The 17,943-nt window shown below is 73.0% G+C and carries 19 protein-coding genes; 16 read left to right on the plus strand and 3 right to left on the minus strand.

What is annotated here, in order from left to right; all coding sequences use genetic code 11:
- Nucleotides 1–54: 54 nt before the first annotated feature.
- Nucleotides 55–2,121, minus strand: coding sequence for a HelD family protein (locus GA0074704_RS04675; protein WP_088969353.1), 2,067 nt, complete (start codon nucleotides 2,119–2,121; stop codon nucleotides 55–57).
- 476 nt (nucleotides 2,122–2,597) lie between these two features.
- Here GA0074704_RS04675 and GA0074704_RS04680 point away from each other — a divergent pair, with 476 nt between their 5' ends.
- From GA0074704_RS04680 to GA0074704_RS04690, 3 genes are read left to right on the plus strand one after another with little or no spacing between them, the layout of a single operon-like run.
- The gene (locus tag GA0074704_RS04680; RefSeq protein WP_088969354.1) at nucleotides 2,598–3,182 is read left to right on the plus strand and encodes a winged helix-turn-helix domain-containing protein; all 585 of its coding nucleotides are present in this window, start codon (nucleotides 2,598–2,600) and stop codon (nucleotides 3,180–3,182) included.
- Between the two features lie 44 nt (nucleotides 3,183–3,226).
- Nucleotides 3,227–4,498 carry an MFS transporter gene (locus tag GA0074704_RS04685; RefSeq protein WP_088969355.1) on the plus strand — a complete coding sequence of 424 codons (1,272 nt, stop codon included), beginning with the start codon at nucleotides 3,227–3,229 and terminating at the stop codon, nucleotides 4,496–4,498.
- Between the two features lie 33 nt (nucleotides 4,499–4,531).
- Nucleotides 4,532–5,383 (plus strand): menaquinone biosynthetic enzyme MqnA/MqnD family protein, encoded by an 852-nt coding sequence (locus GA0074704_RS04690; protein WP_088969356.1) that lies wholly within the window; start codon nucleotides 4,532–4,534, stop codon nucleotides 5,381–5,383.
- Nucleotides 5,384–5,406: 23 nt separating this feature from the next.
- On the opposite strand, the gene GA0074704_RS04695 is transcribed toward GA0074704_RS04690, so the two are convergent.
- Both GA0074704_RS04695 and GA0074704_RS04700 read right to left on the minus strand, forming a co-directional pair.
- Nucleotides 5,407–6,369, minus strand: coding sequence for a hypothetical protein (locus tag GA0074704_RS04695; RefSeq protein WP_088969357.1), 963 nt, complete (start codon nucleotides 6,367–6,369; stop codon nucleotides 5,407–5,409).
- Nucleotides 6,369–7,322 carry a hypothetical protein gene (locus GA0074704_RS04700; RefSeq protein ID WP_088969358.1) on the minus strand — a complete coding sequence of 318 codons (954 nt, stop codon included), beginning with the start codon at nucleotides 7,320–7,322 and terminating at the stop codon, nucleotides 6,369–6,371. The genes GA0074704_RS04695 and GA0074704_RS04700 overlap by 1 nt, the downstream gene beginning before the upstream one ends.
- A 353-nt stretch (nucleotides 7,323–7,675) precedes the next feature.
- Here GA0074704_RS04700 and paaA point away from each other — a divergent pair, with 353 nt between their 5' ends.
- The 13 genes from paaA to GA0074704_RS04765 all read left to right on the plus strand — a co-directional run bounded on the left by paaA (nucleotide 7,676) and on the right by GA0074704_RS04765 (nucleotide 17,916).
- Entirely contained in the window at nucleotides 7,676–8,746 is a 1,071-nt protein-coding gene (gene paaA, locus GA0074704_RS04705) for a 1,2-phenylacetyl-CoA epoxidase subunit PaaA (RefSeq protein WP_088969359.1), read from the plus strand.
- On the plus strand, nucleotides 8,743–9,039 hold the full coding sequence (gene paaB, locus GA0074704_RS04710) for a 1,2-phenylacetyl-CoA epoxidase subunit PaaB (RefSeq protein ID WP_088969360.1): 297 nt from the start codon (nucleotides 8,743–8,745) through the stop codon (nucleotides 9,037–9,039). The genes paaA and paaB overlap by 4 nt, the downstream gene beginning before the upstream one ends.
- Nucleotides 9,036–9,764 (plus strand): 1,2-phenylacetyl-CoA epoxidase subunit PaaC, encoded by a 729-nt coding sequence (gene paaC / locus GA0074704_RS04715; protein ID WP_088969361.1) that lies wholly within the window; start codon nucleotides 9,036–9,038, stop codon nucleotides 9,762–9,764. Before paaB ends, paaC begins: the two co-directional genes overlap by 4 nt.
- Nucleotides 9,758–10,234, plus strand: a complete 477-nt coding sequence (gene paaD, locus GA0074704_RS04720; protein ID WP_088969362.1) for a 1,2-phenylacetyl-CoA epoxidase subunit PaaD — start codon at nucleotides 9,758–9,760, stop codon at nucleotides 10,232–10,234. Before paaC ends, paaD begins: the two co-directional genes overlap by 7 nt.
- Nucleotides 10,231–11,349: a 1,2-phenylacetyl-CoA epoxidase subunit PaaE gene (gene paaE / locus GA0074704_RS04725; protein WP_088969363.1), complete on the plus strand. Its 1,119-nt coding sequence runs from the start codon at nucleotides 10,231–10,233 to the stop codon at nucleotides 11,347–11,349. Before paaD ends, paaE begins: the two co-directional genes overlap by 4 nt.
- Nucleotides 11,350–11,380: 31 nt before the next feature.
- Nucleotides 11,381–11,659, plus strand: a complete 279-nt coding sequence (locus tag GA0074704_RS04730; protein WP_088969364.1) for a type II toxin-antitoxin system Phd/YefM family antitoxin — start codon at nucleotides 11,381–11,383, stop codon at nucleotides 11,657–11,659.
- Nucleotides 11,656–12,066 (plus strand): type II toxin-antitoxin system VapC family toxin, encoded by a 411-nt coding sequence (locus tag GA0074704_RS04735; protein ID WP_088969365.1) that lies wholly within the window; start codon nucleotides 11,656–11,658, stop codon nucleotides 12,064–12,066. Before GA0074704_RS04730 ends, GA0074704_RS04735 begins: the two co-directional genes overlap by 4 nt.
- A 76-nt stretch (nucleotides 12,067–12,142) precedes the next feature.
- On the plus strand, nucleotides 12,143–13,333 hold the full coding sequence (gene mqnC, locus GA0074704_RS04740) for a cyclic dehypoxanthinyl futalosine synthase (RefSeq protein WP_088969366.1): 1,191 nt from the start codon (nucleotides 12,143–12,145) through the stop codon (nucleotides 13,331–13,333).
- Nucleotides 13,290–13,637, plus strand: a complete 348-nt coding sequence (locus GA0074704_RS29645; protein WP_269458914.1) for an LPXTG cell wall anchor domain-containing protein — start codon at nucleotides 13,290–13,292, stop codon at nucleotides 13,635–13,637. Before mqnC ends, GA0074704_RS29645 begins: the two co-directional genes overlap by 44 nt.
- A gap of 377 nt (nucleotides 13,638–14,014) precedes the next feature.
- Complete coding sequence (locus GA0074704_RS04750) at nucleotides 14,015–15,388, plus strand: PT domain-containing protein (protein WP_088969367.1); 1,374 nt, start codon at nucleotides 14,015–14,017, stop codon at nucleotides 15,386–15,388.
- A gap of 103 nt (nucleotides 15,389–15,491) precedes the next feature.
- Complete coding sequence (locus tag GA0074704_RS04755; protein ID WP_088973450.1) at nucleotides 15,492–16,202, plus strand: demethylmenaquinone methyltransferase; 711 nt, start codon at nucleotides 15,492–15,494, stop codon at nucleotides 16,200–16,202.
- A gap of 79 nt (nucleotides 16,203–16,281) precedes the next feature.
- A complete protein-coding gene (locus GA0074704_RS04760; RefSeq protein WP_088969368.1) occupies nucleotides 16,282–16,506 on the plus strand; it encodes a hypothetical protein in 225 nt (74 codons plus the stop codon).
- A gap of 135 nt (nucleotides 16,507–16,641) precedes the next feature.
- On the plus strand, nucleotides 16,642–17,916 hold the full coding sequence (locus GA0074704_RS04765; RefSeq protein ID WP_088973451.1) for a geranylgeranyl reductase family protein: 1,275 nt from the start codon (nucleotides 16,642–16,644) through the stop codon (nucleotides 17,914–17,916).
- Nucleotides 17,917–17,943: the final 27 nt, after the last annotated feature.

Here is a 17,943-nt window from a genome sequence, read left to right on the forward strand (position 1 = left end):
TCGGATCTGCCGCCCTTCGTTGTACCGTCCCGTCGCCATCCCCGCTGTCCCCGATCACCCCAGCGGGGCGGGAAGCGGGGCGTGGTGCAGGACGGCGAGGCGGGACACCGCCCGGGTGAGCACCACGTAGAGGCGGTGCAGGCCGCGCGGCTCGGCGGCCACGATCGCGGCCGGTTCGACGACCACGACGTGGTCGTACTCCAGGCCCTTGACCAGGGTCGCCGGGACGACGGTGACCCGCTCCGCGGCGTCGACGTCGTCGGCGGTCGCGGTCGGCACGCCGGCGTCGGCGAGCGCCGTCCGGATCCGGTCGACCGTGTCGTCGGCGGCGATCACGCCGACCGAGCCGTCGTGCGCGAGCGCCGCCCGCACCTCGGCCACCGTCGCGGCCACCAGGTCGTCGACGGTACGCACGTCCAGCGTCCCGTCGCGGCGCAGCGACTCCGCCGGGGGCACGTCAACGGCGAGTGCCGGCAGCAGCCGGTTGGCGAAGGCCACCACGGCGGCGGGCACCCGGAAGCCGACGCTCAGCGGGACCACGGCGGCGTCCGGCTTGCCCAGGTGGGCCAGGCTCTCCCGCCAGTCCCGGGCGGCCCACGGGGCGGTGCCCTGGGCGAGGTCGCCGAGGAGGGTGATCGAGCCGTGCTCGCTGCGCCGGGCGATGGCTCGGCACTGCATGGGGGAGAGGTCCTGCGCCTCGTCGACCACCACGTGTCCGAAGCCGGCCGGCCGTTCCAGCAGCCCGGCGGCCTCGTCGATCAGTACGGCGTCCGCGGCGGTCCACCGGGTGGCCTTCGGGGTACGACCGAGCTTCGTCCCGCCGGTCCGCGAGCCGTTCGGGACCGGCCCGGGCGCCCGGCCGAGGAGCAGCGCCTGCTCGTCGGCGGTGAGCAGCCCGTCGGCGGTGGTGGCGAGCGCGTCGGGGTCGGTGAGCAGCGTGTGCAGCAGGCCGTCGGGGGTGAGCGCCGGCCAGACCGCGTCGAGGAAGCCGGTGACCGGTGCGGCCTTGCCCATCCGGCGCAGCCAGACGTCGCTGGGTGACTCGGCCCGCCGCGCCTCGGCCTGGCGTTGCAGCAGCCCCACCACCCGGGCCCGGACCCGCTCGCGGCCGGTGGCGTACGGCAGCCCTTCCGCGCGGGTCTCGGTGACCACCCGGTGCAGCGGGTCGAGGCCGATCCGCCAGCGGAACGAGCCGTCGGAGACCATGATCGGCTCGGTGGGGTCGCCGATGTGCGCCTCGACGGCCCGGCGCAACACCTCGGCCATCCGCACGTCGTGCTTGAGGGTCGCCGCGGCCGGCGGGTCGACCGCCCGGACCGGCACCCGCTCGACCAGGTCCTCGACGGTGGCCTGGGCGACCTCCACCTCGCCGAGCGCGGGCAGCACCGCGGCGATGTACGACAGGAACGCCCGGTTCGGCCCGACGATCAGCACGCCGGAACGGCGCAGCCGCTCGCGGTGCAGATAGAGCAGGTACGCGGCCCGGTGCAGCCCGACGGCCGTCTTGCCGGTGCCCGGCGCCCCCTGTACGCAGATCGAGTCGGCCAGGTCGGCGCGGACCAGCTCGTCCTGCTCGGGCTGGATGGTGGCGACGATGTCCCGCATCGGCCCGACGCGCGGCCGTTCGATCTCGGCGGTGAGGATGCGGCTGGCGGTGCCGAGCTCCTCGCCCCGGTCGAGGTGCTCGTCCTCGAAGCTGGTCAGCGTGCCGGCGCTGAACCCGAACCGGCGCCGGACGGCCACTCCCTGCGGATCGCGGGCGCTGGCCCGGTAGAACGACCGGGAGACCGGGGCGCGCCAGTCCAGCACCAGGGGTTCGCCCAGGTCGTCGGTGACGTGCCGGCGGCCGACGTGGTACTCCCGCCCGGCGTGGTCCGGGTCGCGGTCGCCGAAGTCGAGCCGGCCGAAGAAGAGCGGGGTGGTCGGGTCGTCGGCCAGCTCCTTGACCCGCCGGGCCATGTGCCGGCCGAGCTGCTCGGCGGTGTACGCGTCCCCGGCGACCCGGTCGCCGGTGGCGAAGAGGGCCTCGGCCCGCTCGCGCATCCGGCGCAGCGCGGCCCGGGAGGCGTCCAGGTGGGCGCGTTCGGCGTGGAGGTCGGTGTCGAGTTCGGTCAGGGACACGGTGGGTCCTCACGGATGGCTCGCTGGTCGCTCGCGTCTCCGGGGGCGGATGGCCGGCGCCCGGCGCGGGACGTCCGCTGCGGTGTCGTCACACCCCGGCCGTCAGGCGGCCATCAACGTTAGCCGACCCGGCCACCTCTCTCCACCTGATTTTACTGGCCCGCGTGGGGAGGTCGCCTCCGCACGCGGGGCGTGGGTGTGCCGGGTGAGCGCCTACAGACCTGAGAGCGTGGACGACTCACGGGATCGGAACACGCCGCCGGGGCCGCCGAGCTGCGGGGCCGCCGAGCTGCGGGGCCGCGGGGCCGTCCAGTCCCGGGCTAAACACGCCGCAGGGCGGGGGCGGGTGTCTGAGTCGTCCGTGCTCTCAAGTCTGTAGGCGCCGACGCGGTACTTGCCCACCGCTGGCGAGATGCCTCCGGCCTCCCCTCACCGGGCGGGCGTTACGTTTCCGCGCGGCGCGGGATCATGGGGGGATGACGGAGGCGCGCCCCGAGCAGCGCCGGATGACGATCAGCGACCCGCAGGTGATGCGGGCGCTGGCCCATCCGGCCCGGCTGTCGATCATGGAACATCTCAGCACGCTGGAGGGCGGCGCGACCGCCACCGAGTGCGCGGAACTCGTCGGCCTGTCACCGAGTGCGACCAGCTACCACCTCCGGGCGCTGGCCCGGTTCGGGCTGGTGGAGCAGGCGCCGAGCCGGGGGGACGCGCGGGAGCGGGTCTGGCGCACCGTCAGTCAGAGCTGGATGGTCGACGCCGGCCGCGATGCGGGCCCGGAGGCTCGGGCCGCGGAGGCGACCCTGGTGGAGGCGCACACCGCACGGGACGCGGAGCGGACCCGGGACTGGTTGCGGCGCGCCGGTGACGAGCCACCCGAGTGGTACGCGGCGACTCTGTTCAACGACTCGCTGCTGCTCATGACGGCCGAGGAGTTGGCGGAGCTGAACGACAAGGTGATGGAGCTGCTCGCCCCGTACCGACAGCGGACCCGGCGGGCCGACCCGCCGGCTGGGGCCCGCACGGTGGCCGTGCAGTACAAGGTGGTGCCGCTGCCGTAGCGCGGGTCTTGTGTCGATCAGTTGTGAAGGATTATTTTCGAAGTATGCCCTTCACAACTGACGCTTCGCGTTGGTCCGACGTCTGGATCGCCGCCACCGCCCGCGGCACCACCATCTGCGGGGAGTTCCTCGCCGCCACCGCCCTCGCGCTCGCCCTCCAGGGCGCCGGCGCCGGTGGTCTCGCCGTCTCCGGCCTGCTGCTGGCCGCCACCCTCCCGCTGGTGCTGCTCGCCCCGCTGACCGGGCGACTCGTCGACCGGTACGACAGCCGCACCCTGCTGGCAACCGTGGGCGCCGTTCAGTCCGGGATCTGCCTGCTGCTGGCGTACGCCGAACACCCGGCCCTCGTCGTGGCGCTGGTCGCGCTGCTGGCCTGCGGCCTCGCGGTGACCCAGCCCTGTCTGGCGGCGCTGCTGCCGGCCATGGTGCGACGGGACGACCTGCCCCGGGCCAGCGCGATCCACCAGACCGCCGTCTCGGTCGGCGCGCTCGGCGGCCCGGTGCTCGCCGGGCTCCTGGTCGGCCAGTTCGGCACCCGGGTGCCGTTGCTGCTGGACGCGGCGAGCTACCTCGCGCTGGTCGCCGCCGGCCTGCTGCTGCGCACCCGCCGGGGCGGTCGGCGGACTGTCACCGCCGTCGCCACGGCCGAGGCCTCGGCACCGGTGTGGCGACTGCGCCGGGACCCGTTGATGCTGGCGATGGTGGTGACCACCGCGACGGTGATCACCGCGATCGGCGGTATCAACGTGATCGAGGTCTTCTTCATCCGGGAGACCCTGGACTCGTCGGCCACGATGTACGGCCTGGTCGGCGCGGCCTGGATGGCGGGCATGCTGCCCGGAGGCTGGCTGGCCGCCCGGTTGGCCGGCCGACTCACCGACGACGGCGCCCTGGTCCGCGGTGTGCTCGGCACGCTGGGCGGATGCGCCCTGATGGTGGTGCTCGCCGCGTTCGTGCCGGCGGCCGGTCTGCTGATCCCGCTCTGGCTGGTCGGCGGGGTGGCCAACGGCGGTGACAACGTCTTCGCCAACGTGCTCACCGCCCGGCGGGTGCCGGAGGCGGCGCGCGGCCGGGCGTACGCGGTCAACGGCGCGGCCGTGCAGGGCGGCTCGATGGCCGGCTACCTGATCGGCGGTGTGCTGCTGACCGTGCTGCCGACCCGGCCGGTGATCGCCGGCCTCGGTGTGGCCGGTCTGCTGGTGGTGGCCGCGTTCGTGCCGGTGGTCGCCCGGGCGGCCCGGCGGGCCGGGCCCGACGTGACGACGCACGTCGACCGGTCGGGTGCGGAGTTGGCCACTCCCGGGGCCGCCCGGTGAGCCCGCGACGGACGGCGGAGATACGGTCGGGGCATGGCTGAGCGCGTGGCACGTCCCCGGGTCGGGCACATCCAGTTCCTGAACTGCCTGCCGATCTACTGGGGCCTGATGCGCTCCGGCGCGCTCCTCGACGTCGACCTGCACAAGGACTCGCCGGACCGGCTCAACGCCGCATTGGTCGCCGGTGACCTGGACATCGGCCCGATCTCCCAGGTCGAATACCTCCGGCACGCCGACGAGCTGCTGCTCCTGCCCGACCTGGCGGTCGGCAGCGACGGCCCGGTGCTCTCGGTCAACATGGTCTCCACCCGGCCCCTCGACGAGCTGGACGGCCGTCCGGTGGCGCTCGGCTCGACCTCACGGACCGGGGTGCTCCTGGCCCAGCTGCTGCTCGGCGAGCGGTACGGGGTCCGGCCGGAGTACTTCCGCTGCCCGCCCGACCTGACCCAGATGCTGCTGGAGGCCGACGCGGGGGTGCTGATCGGCGACGTGGCGCTGCGCGCCCTGCACGAGGCGCCCCGCCGGGGCCTCGAGGTGACCGACCTCGGGCAGGCCTGGCGGGAGTGGACCGGCCTGCCGATGGTCTTTGCCGTCTGGGCGGTCCGCCGCGATTTCGCCGCCGCCCATCCCGGCCTGGTCAAGGAGGTGCACGAGGCGTTCCTGCGCTCGCGCGACCTCTGCCTGGCCGAGCTGGACCAGGTCGCCGAGGCGGCGGCCCGGTGGGAGACGTTCGACGCGGCGACCCTGGCGAACTACTTCCGCACGCTGGACTTCTCGCTGGGCGAGCGACAGGTGGCCGGGGTGCGCGAGTTCGCCCGCCGGGCGGCCGCGATCGGCGAGGCCCCGCCGCTGCCCGAGGGCGGCCCGGAGTTCTTCGCCGGCTGACCGGCCCGGCGGAGGCCGGCCGATCAGACCGTCGGGCGGAGCAGCGCCTTCGTGATCTTCTGGCAGTTCTGCATGCCGTACTCGAAGCCCAGGTTGATCGGGTAGCGGACCATCACGCCCATCGTCCAGGTGTCACCGATCGCCAGGCAGTTGATGTGGTCCTCCTGCTCGCGCTGCCGGTCGATCCACCCGTTCTTGATGGCGATCTTCTTCTGCTCGGCGGCCGGGAACGCCTTGCGGATGCCGAAGTCGCCCGGGGCGCGCACCAGCCGCATCTCGTTCAGCAGCCACTTCGTCCACTTCGGGCCGGCCGCCCGACCGTCCTTGATGCACAGCCCCATCCGGGCGGTGTCCCGCGGCGAGAGGTTCGTCCGGCTCCAGCCACCGTCGGCGGCCGGCTTGCTGTCGGTCAGGTCGCAGGTGGCGATCAGCCGCTTGATCGACGGCGACCGGCCGACCAGGTTGTAGAACTGCTCGGCCCGGGTGTTGTCACTGTCCCGGATGATCTTCGTGGCGTCGGCCAGCCGGGCGTCACTCGGCGTGTCGCCCGCCTCCGCGGTGCGCCGCAGGTAGTCGGCGACGATCCACGCCTTGATCATCGAGGCGGTGGTGCTGGTCTGCGCCTGGTTCGCCGAGCCGATGAACTTTCCGGTCCGGGTGTCCAGCACGCTCCACGAGTACCAGCCCTTGATGCCGAGGCTGGTCAGCGAGCGGGCCTGGAACGGCAGCGGCTCCAGCGACGGGGTCGGCGAGGGCGTGGGGGACGGGCGGGCGGACGGGCGCTTGCTGCGGTCGGGCGGCGCGCCGCCGGCCCGACCGTTCGTCGGCGAGGCGCCGGTCCAGCCCGGGGCGGCGGCGGCCAGCGGCGAGCCGGGGACGAATCGCAGGGAGACCAGCACCAGCCCGACCAGGGTGACCGCGATCGCCCCGAAGAGCAGCGGCGAGGTGCGGCCGCGCCGCCGGGGCGCGCGTCGGTTGCCCGCCATCAGAGCTGCCCGGCCGGCTGCTGCGGCGCCTTCGAGGCGGTGCCCGGCTGCTGCGGGGTCACCAGTTGGGCGGCCACGCTTGCGCAGACCTTCGCGCCGTAGGTCAGACCGTTCTCGGTCGGGTACCGCATCATCACTGCGAGGCTCCACTTGTCGGTCACGGCGAGGCAGTTCACGTGCCAGTTGCCGTCGTACTGCAACGGGGTCCAACCGTTCTTGATGCTGACCCGGGTCTGATCGGTGATCGACGAGGGTAGCCCGTCGATGATGCCCCATCGACCGCCGCCGGAGCGCTTCTGCTGCTCGTCGACCGTCCCACGGACCTTCGACATCTCGTCGAGCACCAGGCCGGTCCACTTCGGCCCGGCGGCCGTGCCGTCGGCGACGCAGTCACCGAGACGAACGGCGTCCCGAGGGGACATCTGGGTGAAACTCCACCAACCGAGGTATCCGGGCACGGTGCCCGGGTGGGTGTCGGTCAGCCCGCACATCGCGATCATCCGGTCGATGCCGGCCGAGCCACCGGCGGCCTTGTAGAGCGCGTTGGCCGCGTCGTCGTTGCTGTCCCGGATGGCGGTGACCACGTTCTGCCGCATGTCGGCCGGTGGCTCCTGGTCGCCGAGTTGCCGGAGGTAGTCCGAGACGATCCAGACCTTGATCATCGACTCGGTCGAACTGGTCGACGTGAGGTTCGGGGCACCGGAGATCTTCCCGGTCGTCCGGTCCAGCAGCGCCCAGGAGAAGAACTCCCCGTCGACGTTCACCGACACCGGGCGGTCGGCCAGGGTGGCCGGGCCGGTGACCGTGCTCTCCGGCACGACCACGCGCTCCGCGGCGCCGTTGCCGGCGACGAGATCGTCGCCGACCAGTCGCGCGTACGCGGTGGGTGCCAGGGCCACGCCGCCGAGCAGCAGCACGACGGCGGCGAGCACCAGGGCCATGCGGGGACGCATGAGTGGAGGACTCCAGATGTGGGGGCCGGGGGGCCGGCGATTGGGTCCGGATCGGCTGTTCTCCCAGGCCGGGGGAGTGGCCTGTGTCGTGTCGGCGACCGTCGGCGGCACGACCGTTCTGCGCCGAAAGTCTACGTCCGCAGGGGCGACACGCCAGACTCCGACGCCCGGTCCGGCGGGTCGATGGGCCGCTATGCCGCACTTGGGAGGATTCACCTTTACAAAGTGAGCGATGTCATAGCCGGCCACGTGGCCCGGCTCACCGGTGACGCTGTGTTGGCGCAGCGTTCCGGACGCCGGAATCCTGTTACACGCCTCTGGTGTACGGATCGGTGAGCTGTAACACTGGCTGCATGTATGGCAACGACTTCCCCGCGCCGGACGACCCGTCCGGCGGTGGCCTGCTCGGTGAGGTGGAAGCCGCCGAGGCGGCGCTCCGCGAGGCCGCGGCCCGTGCCCGGCGCTCCGGCGCGCCCGCTCCCGACGCGGACCTCGACGCCTACTTCGCCGACGTGATCGAGGCCGACCAGAAGATCGAGCCGCGCGACTGGATGCCGGAGGCGTACCGCAAGACGCTGATCCGGCAGATCGCCCAGCACGCGCACTCCGAGATCATCGGCATGCAGCCGGAGGGGAACTGGATCAGCCGGGCGCCGTCGCTCAAGCGCAAGGCGATCCTGCTGGCCAAGGTGCAGGACGAGGCCGGCCACGGGCTCTACCTGTACGCCGCCGCGGAGACGCTGGGCATCAGCCGGGACGAGCTGGTGGACCTGCTCCTGTCCGGCCGGCAGAAGTACAGCTCGATCTTCAACTACCCCACCCTCACCTGGGCCGACGTGGGTGCGATCGGCTGGCTGGTGGACGGCGCCGCGATCGTCAACCAGGTCCCGCTCTGCCGCTGCTCGTACGGCCCGTACGCCCGGGCGATGATCAGGGTCTGCAAGGAGGAGTCGTTCCACCAGCGGCAGGGCTACGAGATCCTGCACGTGCTGGCGCACGGCACCCCGGAGCAGAAGGCGATGGCCCAGGATGCGATCGACCGCTGGTGGTACCCGTCGCTGGCCATGTTCGGCCCGCCGGACGGCGACTCCACCCACTCCGCCCAGTCGATGGCCTGGAAGATCAAGCGGTTCTCCAACGACGAGCTGCGCCAGCGCTTCGTGGACATGTGCGTGCAGCAGGCGGAGATCCTCGGCCTCACCCTGCCCGATGCGGACCTGCGCTGGAACGACGAGCGCGGGGCGTACGACTACACCCAGCCGGACTACGACGAGCTGATGCAGGTGATCAAGGGCAACGGCCCGTGCAACCGGCAGCGCATGGAACACCGCCGCCGTGCCCACACCGACGGCGCCTGGGTACGCGAGGCCGCCGCGGCGTACGCCGCCAAGCGGGCGGAGAAGAAGGAGAAGGTCGCCGCATGAGCGAACGCACCGAGCAGCACACCCCGCTCTGGGAGGTCTTCGTGCGAGCCCGGCGCGGGCTGTCGCACACCCACGTCGGCAGCCTGCACGCCCCCGACGCCGAGCTGGCCCTGCGCAACGCCCGGGACGTCTACACCCGGCGGCAGGAGGGCGTCTCGATCTGGGTCGTCCCGGCCGCGGCGATCACCGCGTCCAGCCCGGACGAGAAGGACGCCTTCTTCGACCCCGCGGCCGACAAGGTCTACCGCCACCCGACGTTCTACGAGGTCCCGGAAGGGGCGGGCCACCTGTGAGCGCGGACCTTTTCGAGTACGTCCTCCGGCTCGGCGACGACGCGCTGATCGCGGCACAGCGGCTCGGCGAGTGGACCTCCCGCGCGCCGGAGATGGAGGAGGACATCGCGCTGGCCAACATCGCCCTCGACCAGCTCGGCGCCGCCCGCCTGCTGCTGACGTACGCGGGTGAGCTGGAGGGCGCCGGCCGGGACGAGGACGCCCTGGCCTACCTGCGCGGCGACCGGGAGTTCCGCAACTGTCTCCTGGTGGAGCTCCCCAACGGCGACTTCGCGGTCACCATGGCGAAGCTGTTCTTCCTGGCCGCGTACCAGCTGCCGCTCTACGACGCGCTGGCCGGATGCGGCGACGAGCGGCTGGCGGCGATCGGCGCCAAGGCCCGCAAGGAGTCGGCGTACCACCTCGACCACTCGTCGCTGTGGGTGCGGCGGCTCGGCGACGGCACCGAGGAGTCACACCGGCGGATGCAGGCGGCGGTCGACCAGCTGTGGCCGTACACCCATGAGCTGTTCGCGGCGGACCCGGCGGCGCCGGTCGACCCGGCCACCCTGCGGGCCGGCTTCGAGGCGACCGTCGAGCCGATGCTGACCGAGGCGACCCTGACCCGGCCGGGTGACGGCTGGGCGCCGGGCGGTGGCCGCGAGGGCGTGCACACCGAGCACCTGTCGTTCCTGCTGGCCGAGATGCAGGTGCTGCACCGCGCCCACCCGGGGGCGAAGTGGTGAATCCACGGGAGGCCGCGGCGGCGGTGGTGGACCCGGAGATCCGGGTGATCACGATCGACGAGCTGGGCATCCTGCGGTCGGTGGAGACCGAGCCGGCCACCGGCCGGGTCGTCGTCACCATCACCCCCACCTACACCGGCTGCCCGGCGATGGACGTGATCCGCGCGGACATCCGCCGGGCACTGGCCGCCGCCGGCCATCCCGAGGCGGAGGTCCGCACGGTCTACAGCCCGGCCTGGAGCACCGACTGGATCTCCGACTCCGGCCGGGCCAAGCTCGCCGCGGCCGGCATCGCCCCGCCCGCCCCGGTGGCTCGTGGGAACGTGGTGCCGCTGACCCTCGCCGTACGCTGCCCGCGCTGCGGCTCACCCGAGACCGAGCAGGTCAGCCGCTTCGGCTCGACCGCCTGCAAGGCGCTCTGGCGCTGCCGTTCCTGCTCCGAACCCTTCGACCATGTGAAGGCGCTGTGACTGTCACCATCACCCGCCCGGTCCGTCGCCGGCCGGCCTTCCACCCGTTGAGCGTGGCGGCCGTCGACCGGCTCACCGACGACGCCGTCGCCATCACCTTCGCCGTACCGCCGGAGCTGCGGGAGACCTTCGCGTTCTCCGCCGGCCAGCACCTGACCGTGCGGCTGCCCGGCGAGGCCGCCGCCGACGGCGGGGACGTGCGGCGGTCGTACTCGATCTGCTCCACCCCCGACGAGCTGGCCCGGCACGGCCGGCTGCGGATCGGGGTGCGGGAGATCCCCGGCGGCGCCTTCTCCGGGTACGCCTGCGGCGCGCTGCGGCACGGCGACACCGTGGAGGTGCTGCCGCCGCTGGGGCACTTCACCACGGCCTTCGCGCCGGACCGGGTCCGGCACTACGGCGCGGTGGTCGCCGGCTCCGGCATCACCCCGGTGCTGTCGCTGGTCGCGACCGCCCTGGCCGTCGAGCCGGCCAGCACCTTCACCCTGGTGTACGGCAACCGCACGGCGAACACGGTGATGTTCGCGGAGGAGCTGGCCGACCTCAAGGACCGCTATCCGACCCGGCTGCACCTGGTGCACGTGCTCAGCCGCGAGCAGGGCGAGTCGCCGCTGCTCTCCGGACGGATCGACGCCGACCGGCTGACCCGGCTGCTGGAGACCGTCGTCCCCGGCGACACCGTGCAGGAGTGGTTCCTCTGCGGCCCGTACACGATGGTGGTGGACGCCCGGGCGCTGCTGACCGGCCGGGGGTTGCCGGAGTCGGCGGTGCACACCGAGCTGTTCCACGTCGACGCGCCGCCGGAGCCGGTCCGCCGCCCGTCCGACGAGCCCGGCGCCGGTGCCGAGGTGACGATCGTGCTGGACGGTCGCTCGTCGAGCTTCACCATGGGCCGCGACGAGCGGGTGCTGGACGCCGCCCTGAAGGTCCGCGGCGAGCTGCCGTACGCCTGCAAGGGCGGGGTCTGCTCGACCTGCAAGGCGAAGGTCGTCGACGGCGCGGTCTCGATGGCCCGCAACTACGCCCTGGAACCGGACGAGGTGGCCGCCGGCTACGTGCTGACCTGCCAGTCCAGCCCGACCACCGACAAGCTGACGGTCGACTACGACGCGTGACATGTAGAACGTTCCGTTCTACGCTTTGGTGATGGAGCAGATCGCCGTCCGCGAGTTGAACCAGCACACGAGCCGGGTGCTGGCCCGGGTGCGCGCCGGTGAGACGGTCGAGGTGACGGACCGCGGCGAGCCGATCGCCCGACTGGTTCCGGTCCTGGCTGCCGACGCGCTCCTCGGCCGCCTGGTCGCGGAGGGACGAGCCACCGCGCCCACCTCGGTCGGGCCGGTGCCGATGCCGCCGGTCCTCGGCGACCGTTCGGTGGACGTCGCGGCCGTCCTCGCCGAGTCGCGGGACGAGGAACGCTGGTGATCTATCTCGACTCGGCGGCGGTCATCAAGATGCTCCGCCGCGAGGAGGAGACGCCGGATCTGGTCGACTGGCTCAACGCGCGGGCCGGAACGGCACTCGTCTCGTCGGCCCTGGTGGAGGTGGAGGTGCCCCGGGCACTTCGCCGCGCCGCGCCGCAGGCTCTGGTCGGCGTGCCGTCCGTGCTGGGACGGCTCTACCGGGTGGAGATCGACGCGACCGTGCGCGCGGCCGCCGGCGCGTACGCCGAACCGATGTTGCGCAGTCTCGACGCCATCCACCTCGCGACGGCGGAGATCCTGGCCGGGCAGGCCGGCGCCGACTTCGTCGCCTTCGTCACCTACGACCGCCGGCTGCTGGACGCGGCCAAGTCGGTCGGCCTGCCGGTGGCCTGCCCCGGCATGGTCTGAGTCCGGGGATGGGGCCTCAGTCACCGGAGGCGGAGCGGCGTGCCGGCCCCGATGCGGGCGACGTAGGCTCGGGGGCGTGACGGTGAGCCGGGAGATCGACGACATCCTGCAGCGTGGCGCGGACGGCGGGCGGATCACGCCCGAGGAGGCCCTGCTGCTCTACACCGAGGCGCCCTTCCACGCCCTGGGCGAGGCGGCCGACGCGGTACGCCGGCGGCGCTACCCGGACAACGTCGTCACGTACCTGATCGACCGCAACATCAACTACACGAACGTCTGCGTGACGGCGTGCAAGTTCTGCGCCTTCTACCGCGCGCCGAAGCACAAGGAGGGGTGGACCCACCCCACCGAGGAGATCCTGCGCCGCTGCGGCGAGGCGGTCGAGCTGGGCGCCACCCAGGTGATGCTCCAGGGCGGGCACCACCCCGACTACGGCGTGGAGTACTACGAGGAGCTCTTCTCCTCGGTCAAGAAGGCGTACCCGCAGCTGGCCATCCACTCGATCGGCCCGAGCGAGATCCTGCACATGGCCAAGGTGTCCGGGGTGAGCCTGGACGAGGCCATCGCCCGGATCAAGGCCGCCGGGCTGGACTCGATCGCCGGCGCCGGCGCGGAGATGCTGCCCGAGCGGCCGCGCCGGGCGATCGCCCCGCTCAAGGAGTCCGGCGAGCGGTGGCTGGAGGTCATGGAGCTGGCCCACCGGCAGGGGGTCGAGTCGACCGCCACGATGATGATGGGCACCGGCGAGACCGCCGCCGAGCGGATCGAGCACCTGCGGATGATCCGCGACGTGCAGGACCGCACCCGGGGCTTCCGCGCCTTCATCCCGTGGACGTACCAGCCCGAGAACAACCACCTCAAGGGCCGCACCCAGGCCACCACCCTGGAATACCTCCGACTGGTCGCGGTGGCCCGGCTCTTCTTCGAGACCGTGCCGCACCTCCAGGCGTCCTGGCTGACCACCGGCAAGGACGTCGGCCAGCTCTCCCTGCACATGGGCGTCGACGACCTGGGCTCGATCATGCTGGAGGAGAACGTCATCTCCTCGGCCGGCGCCCGACACCGCTCCAACCTGCACGAGCTGATCGGCATGATCCGCACCGCCGGCCGGGTCCCGGCCCAGCGGGACACGCTCTACAACCGGCTGGCCGTGCACTGGACGCCGGCGGACGACCCGAGCGACGACCGGGTGGTCTCCCACTTCTCCTCCATCGCCCTGCCCGGTGGCGGAGTGGGCAAGGCCCTTCCGCTGGTCGACGCGCGCTGACGCCAGGCCCCGGCCACGGGGCACCGCAGCCCGCCGAACATCGCTATGGTCCCCGTCGTACCGCCCCAGTGCCACCGGCCGGCCGTCGCCCACGCCGAGCCATGGCGCCGACGCGGGTGACGGTGACGGGCAGGGCGGCGGCGACGGCAACGGTGGTGGCACCCTGCCGCTGACCGGCGCGCCGGCCGTGATGATCGGGGCCGTCGGCGCCGGCGTGCTGCTGGCCGGTGGGGCCATGCTGATGGTCGCCCGGCGGCGCCGGGTGGTGCTGGTGAGCCCCGGCGACGAGGAGTCGACGGACTGAGGGGGTCGGGCCGGCCGCGGGGCAGGAACGCCGCCGCACCGGGTGGTCTCCGGATCCACGCAGGTCACAGCCTGGAAACGCTTACGCGTGGGGGCTGGTGCGGGATCGCCGCCCGTCGCTAATGTGCCGGCTCGTAGCACCGCCCCCCCGGAGCCGACCAGGGCGGCGAGGCAGGTCCTCCATCGGCCCAGGCGGGCCGTTCACATAACGCACGGCAGCGGGAGCGGGACGACATCGTCCCGCTCCCGCTGTTTCCCGGGGTGGACGTCCCTTGGGAAGGCACCGGCGAAACCCGGGCGGCGGTCCTGGCGTAGCGGGACCGGCTTCGATAGCGTCCCTCGGGTTCCGCACTTTCCGTCCCTTACCCCGGGGGATCGATGATCTTCGCAAACCGCTCGGCGCTGGCGCGTGCCGGTGCCGCAGCCCTGCTCGCCGTCGGTGGCCTCACCGCCGCGGCCACACCCGCCGTCGCAGCGGCGCCGACCGTCCCCGCACCCGCCGGCGCCGCAGCCGGCGAGGCCGACCTGGCCCTGGTGCCGCTGAGCACCAAGCTGGCCGTGGGCGTCCGCGAGGCGCGGGCCAAGCCCTTCAAGTTCACCGTGGACAACACCCGAGGCGCGGCCGACGCCCGGGGCGTGACGTACACGGTGGACGTCAGCAACCTCGACCCCGACCGGGTCGGCTACCTGCTCGACCCGGACTGCGCCGTCGCGCGGGACGGCGACAGCTTCACCTGCCCGCTCGGCGACCTCGCCGCCGGCACCAGCGAGGACTTCGCGGTCCCGCTGTTCAGCACCGGCGGCCGGGGTGAGGCCGGCAGCCTCACCGTCACGATCGGCTCGGCCACCGCCGACCAGGAACTCGGCGACAACACCGTCGACGTGGACATCGAGGTGACCGAGGCCGGCTACGACCTGACCGCCTGGGCCCAGGACGTCTACGCCGACGCGGTGGTCGACGGCGACGATGCCGGCGAGAACGCCCTGCGTGGGGTCCGGCCGGGGGACACCGCGCCCCTGGACTGGGTGGTCTACAACGCCGGCAGCCGCGCTACGACCGGCGTCTTCTACGGCATCACCCTGCCCGCCGGGGTCACCTTCGCCGAGCTGCCGTCCGGCTGCGTACGCCAGGAGATCGGCGGTCTCGCCCAGGCGTTCTGCCAGGACGACGCCGTCGTGCTGCGGCCGGGCGAGTTCTACACCGACACCGTCCGGGTGACCGTGGACGCGCGGGTCGACGACCCGGTGCTGCGGATCGGCAACCTCTTCGCCGTCGGCCTGGACGGCGTCTCGGCCGCCCGGGCCACCGCCAAGCAGCGGCCGCGGGTTGCCACGAAGGAGCAGCGCCGCACGTTCGCCGAGGTGGACGAGGGGGACAACAGCACGGTGTTCGACGTCTTCGTCGACCTCTCCGCCGAGCCGACCACCGGCCCGACCGGCGAGCCGACCCCGACGGCGACGGCGACCCCGACGGTCGCCCCGACCGGCACGCCGACCGCCTCGCCGACGGTCGCGCCGACCGGCCAGCCGACCGTCGCGCCCACCGGTCAGCCGACCACGGCCCCGGGCACCGGCGGTGACGGTGGTGGCTCCGGCTCCGACGACGGTGGGCTGCCGGTGACCGGTGTGCAGGCCGGCCTGATCGGCGGCATCGGCCTCGCGGTGCTGGCCGCCGGCGGGGCGCTGCTGCTGCTCGCCCGCCGCCGACGGGTGGTGCTCGTCACCCCGGGTGACGAGACGTCGACCGACTGATCCGTACGCGGAGGACGGGGGCGCGGTGGTCACCACCGCGCCCCCGTTCGCGTCCCGGCGACCCACCCGGCGTACGGGCGCGGGCGGCTGGCAGAGTGGAGGGGTGAGCCGTACCCCGCAGGGCCAGCGCGCCAGCCTGGACAAGCAGCCGCACGAGGTCGCCGCGATGTTCGACGGCGTGGCGGCTCGCTACGACCTGACCAACACGGTGCTCTCCTTCGGGCAGGACCGGTTCTGGCGCCGGGCCACCCGGGCGGCCCTCGGCCTGCGCCCCGGTGAGCGGGTGCTGGACGTCGGCGCGGGCACCGGCGTGTCGACCGAGGAACTGGCCCACTCCGGCGCGTACGCGGTCGGCGCTGACCTCTCGCTCGGCATGCTGCACGCCGGCAAGCGGAGTCGTCCGCACGTCCCGCTGCTGGCCGGGGACGCGCTGCGGCTGCCGTTCGCCGACGCGAGCTTCGACGCGGTGACCATCTCCTTCGCCCTGCGCAACGTGTCGGACACCGACGCGGCGCTGCGTGAGCTGGCCCGGGTCACCCGCCCCGGCGGGCGGCTGGTGGTGTGCGAGTTCAGCACCCCGGTCAATCCGGCGTTCCGGACCGTCTACCTGTCGTACCTGATGCGCTCGTTGCCGGCGGTCGCCCGCGCGGTGTCCAGCAACCCCGACGCGTACGTCTACCTGGCCGAGTCGATCCGGGCCTGGCCGGACCAGCGGGCCCTGGCGGCGCGGGTCGGCGCGGCCGGGTGGGGCCGGGTCGGCTGGCGGAACCTCACCGGGGGAGTGGTGGCGCTGCACCGCGCGACCCGCGACTGAACCCTCCCCGGATGAGAGTTGCCTGGACATCCTGCGAAATACGATGCATTTGTCCTTTTTGTCCCCGTAAGCTCGGCGCATGACGCGAGCAGACGAGGCGCCCGGCGCGACGGACGAGGACGCCGCCGAACTCATCGCCCAGCTCCGCGCGCTGGCCGGAGCCGATCCGGCCGACGTCCGGCAGGTCGTCGCCGAGGTGTTGGCGGCGCTGGACCGGGTCGCCGGGGGCGCGCTGCGCGAGCACCTGCCGGAGGCGATCCGGATCGACGCCGGACTGGACCCGGTGACGCCCCGTCACGGCTGACGCCGCAGTGGACGCTCACCCGCCGTCACCTCGGCCGGTTAGGCCCACCTAACCCGGCCGGCATATGACGTCGGTCATAGACTCCAACCCGATCGGCTTGTGAAGCATTTCACGAGCATGCGGGAGGAGGCGCAGATGACCGCGGTGGAGAACGACGCCGACGTGATCGTCGTGGGCGCCGGTCCCGGAGGATCGGCGACCGCATACCACCTGGCGCGGCACGGCGTACGCGTGCTGCTGCTGGAGAAGACCGAGTTCCCCAGGGAGAAGGTCTGCGGCGACGGGTTGACCCCGCGCGCCGTACGACAGCTCATCCGGATGGGCGTGGACACCTCGCCCGAGGCCGGCTGGCTGCAGAACAAGGGCCTACGGGTGATCGGCGGCGGGGTACGCCTGGAACTGGACTGGCCCGACCTGGCCAGCTTCCCCAACTACGGCCTGGTCCGTACCCGGCTCGACTTCGACGACCTGCTCGCCCAGCGCGCGGTCGCCGCCGGGGCGAAGCTGCGGACCGGCGTGAACGTGCTGGGTCCGGTGCTCGACGCCGACGACCGGGTGATCGGGGTGCAGGCCGAGGTGGGCCCGGACAAGGAGCCGGCCAGCTTCCACGCGCCGCTGGTGGTCGCCGCGGACGGCGTGTCCGGCCGGTTCCCGCTCGCCCTCGGGCTCGCCAAGCGGGAGGACCGGCCGATCGGCGTCGCGGTCCGCCGCTACTACAAGTCACCCGCGAAGCACGACGACGACTACCTGGAGTCGTGGCTGGAGCTGCGGGCCAAGGGCAGCGACGCGCTGCTGCCGGGCTACGGCTGGATCTTCGGCCTCGGCGACGGCCGGGTGAACGTCGGCCTGGGCGTGCTGAACTCCTCGTCGGCGTTCGGCAGGACGAACTACCGGCGGCTGCTCACCGACTGGTTGGCCAACACCCCGGAGGACTGGGGGATGACCGACGAGACGAACGCGGAAGGGCCGATCCTCGGCGCCGCGCTGCCGATGGGCTTCAACCGGGTCCCGCACTACACCCGCGGGGTGCTGCTGGTCGGCGACTCCGGCGGCATGGTCAACCCGTTCAACGGTGAGGGCATCGCGTACGCGATGGAGTCCGGTGAGCTGGCGGCCGAGGTCGCGGTGCAGGCGCTGGCCCGGCCGGCCGGCCCGGAGCGGGAGCGGGCGCTGATGGCGTACCCGCAGGAGCTGAAGGCCCGGTTCGGCGGCTACTACCGGCTCGGCGGGATCTTCGTGAAGCTGATCGGCCGTCCGGAGGTGATGCGGATGGCGACCAAGCACGGCATGCCGCACCCGATGCTGATGCGCTTCGTGCTCAAGCTGCTGGCCAACCTGACCGACCCGCGCGGCGGGGACGCGATGGATCGGGTCATCAATGCGATGACGAAGGCGGCCCCGGCCGTGTAGGGCTGTCACCGCCGCCGTCCCGGCGTG

Source organism: Micromonospora siamensis (assembly GCF_900090305.1).
GTDB classification, from domain to species: Bacteria; Actinomycetota; Actinomycetes; order Mycobacteriales; family Micromonosporaceae; genus Micromonospora; species Micromonospora siamensis.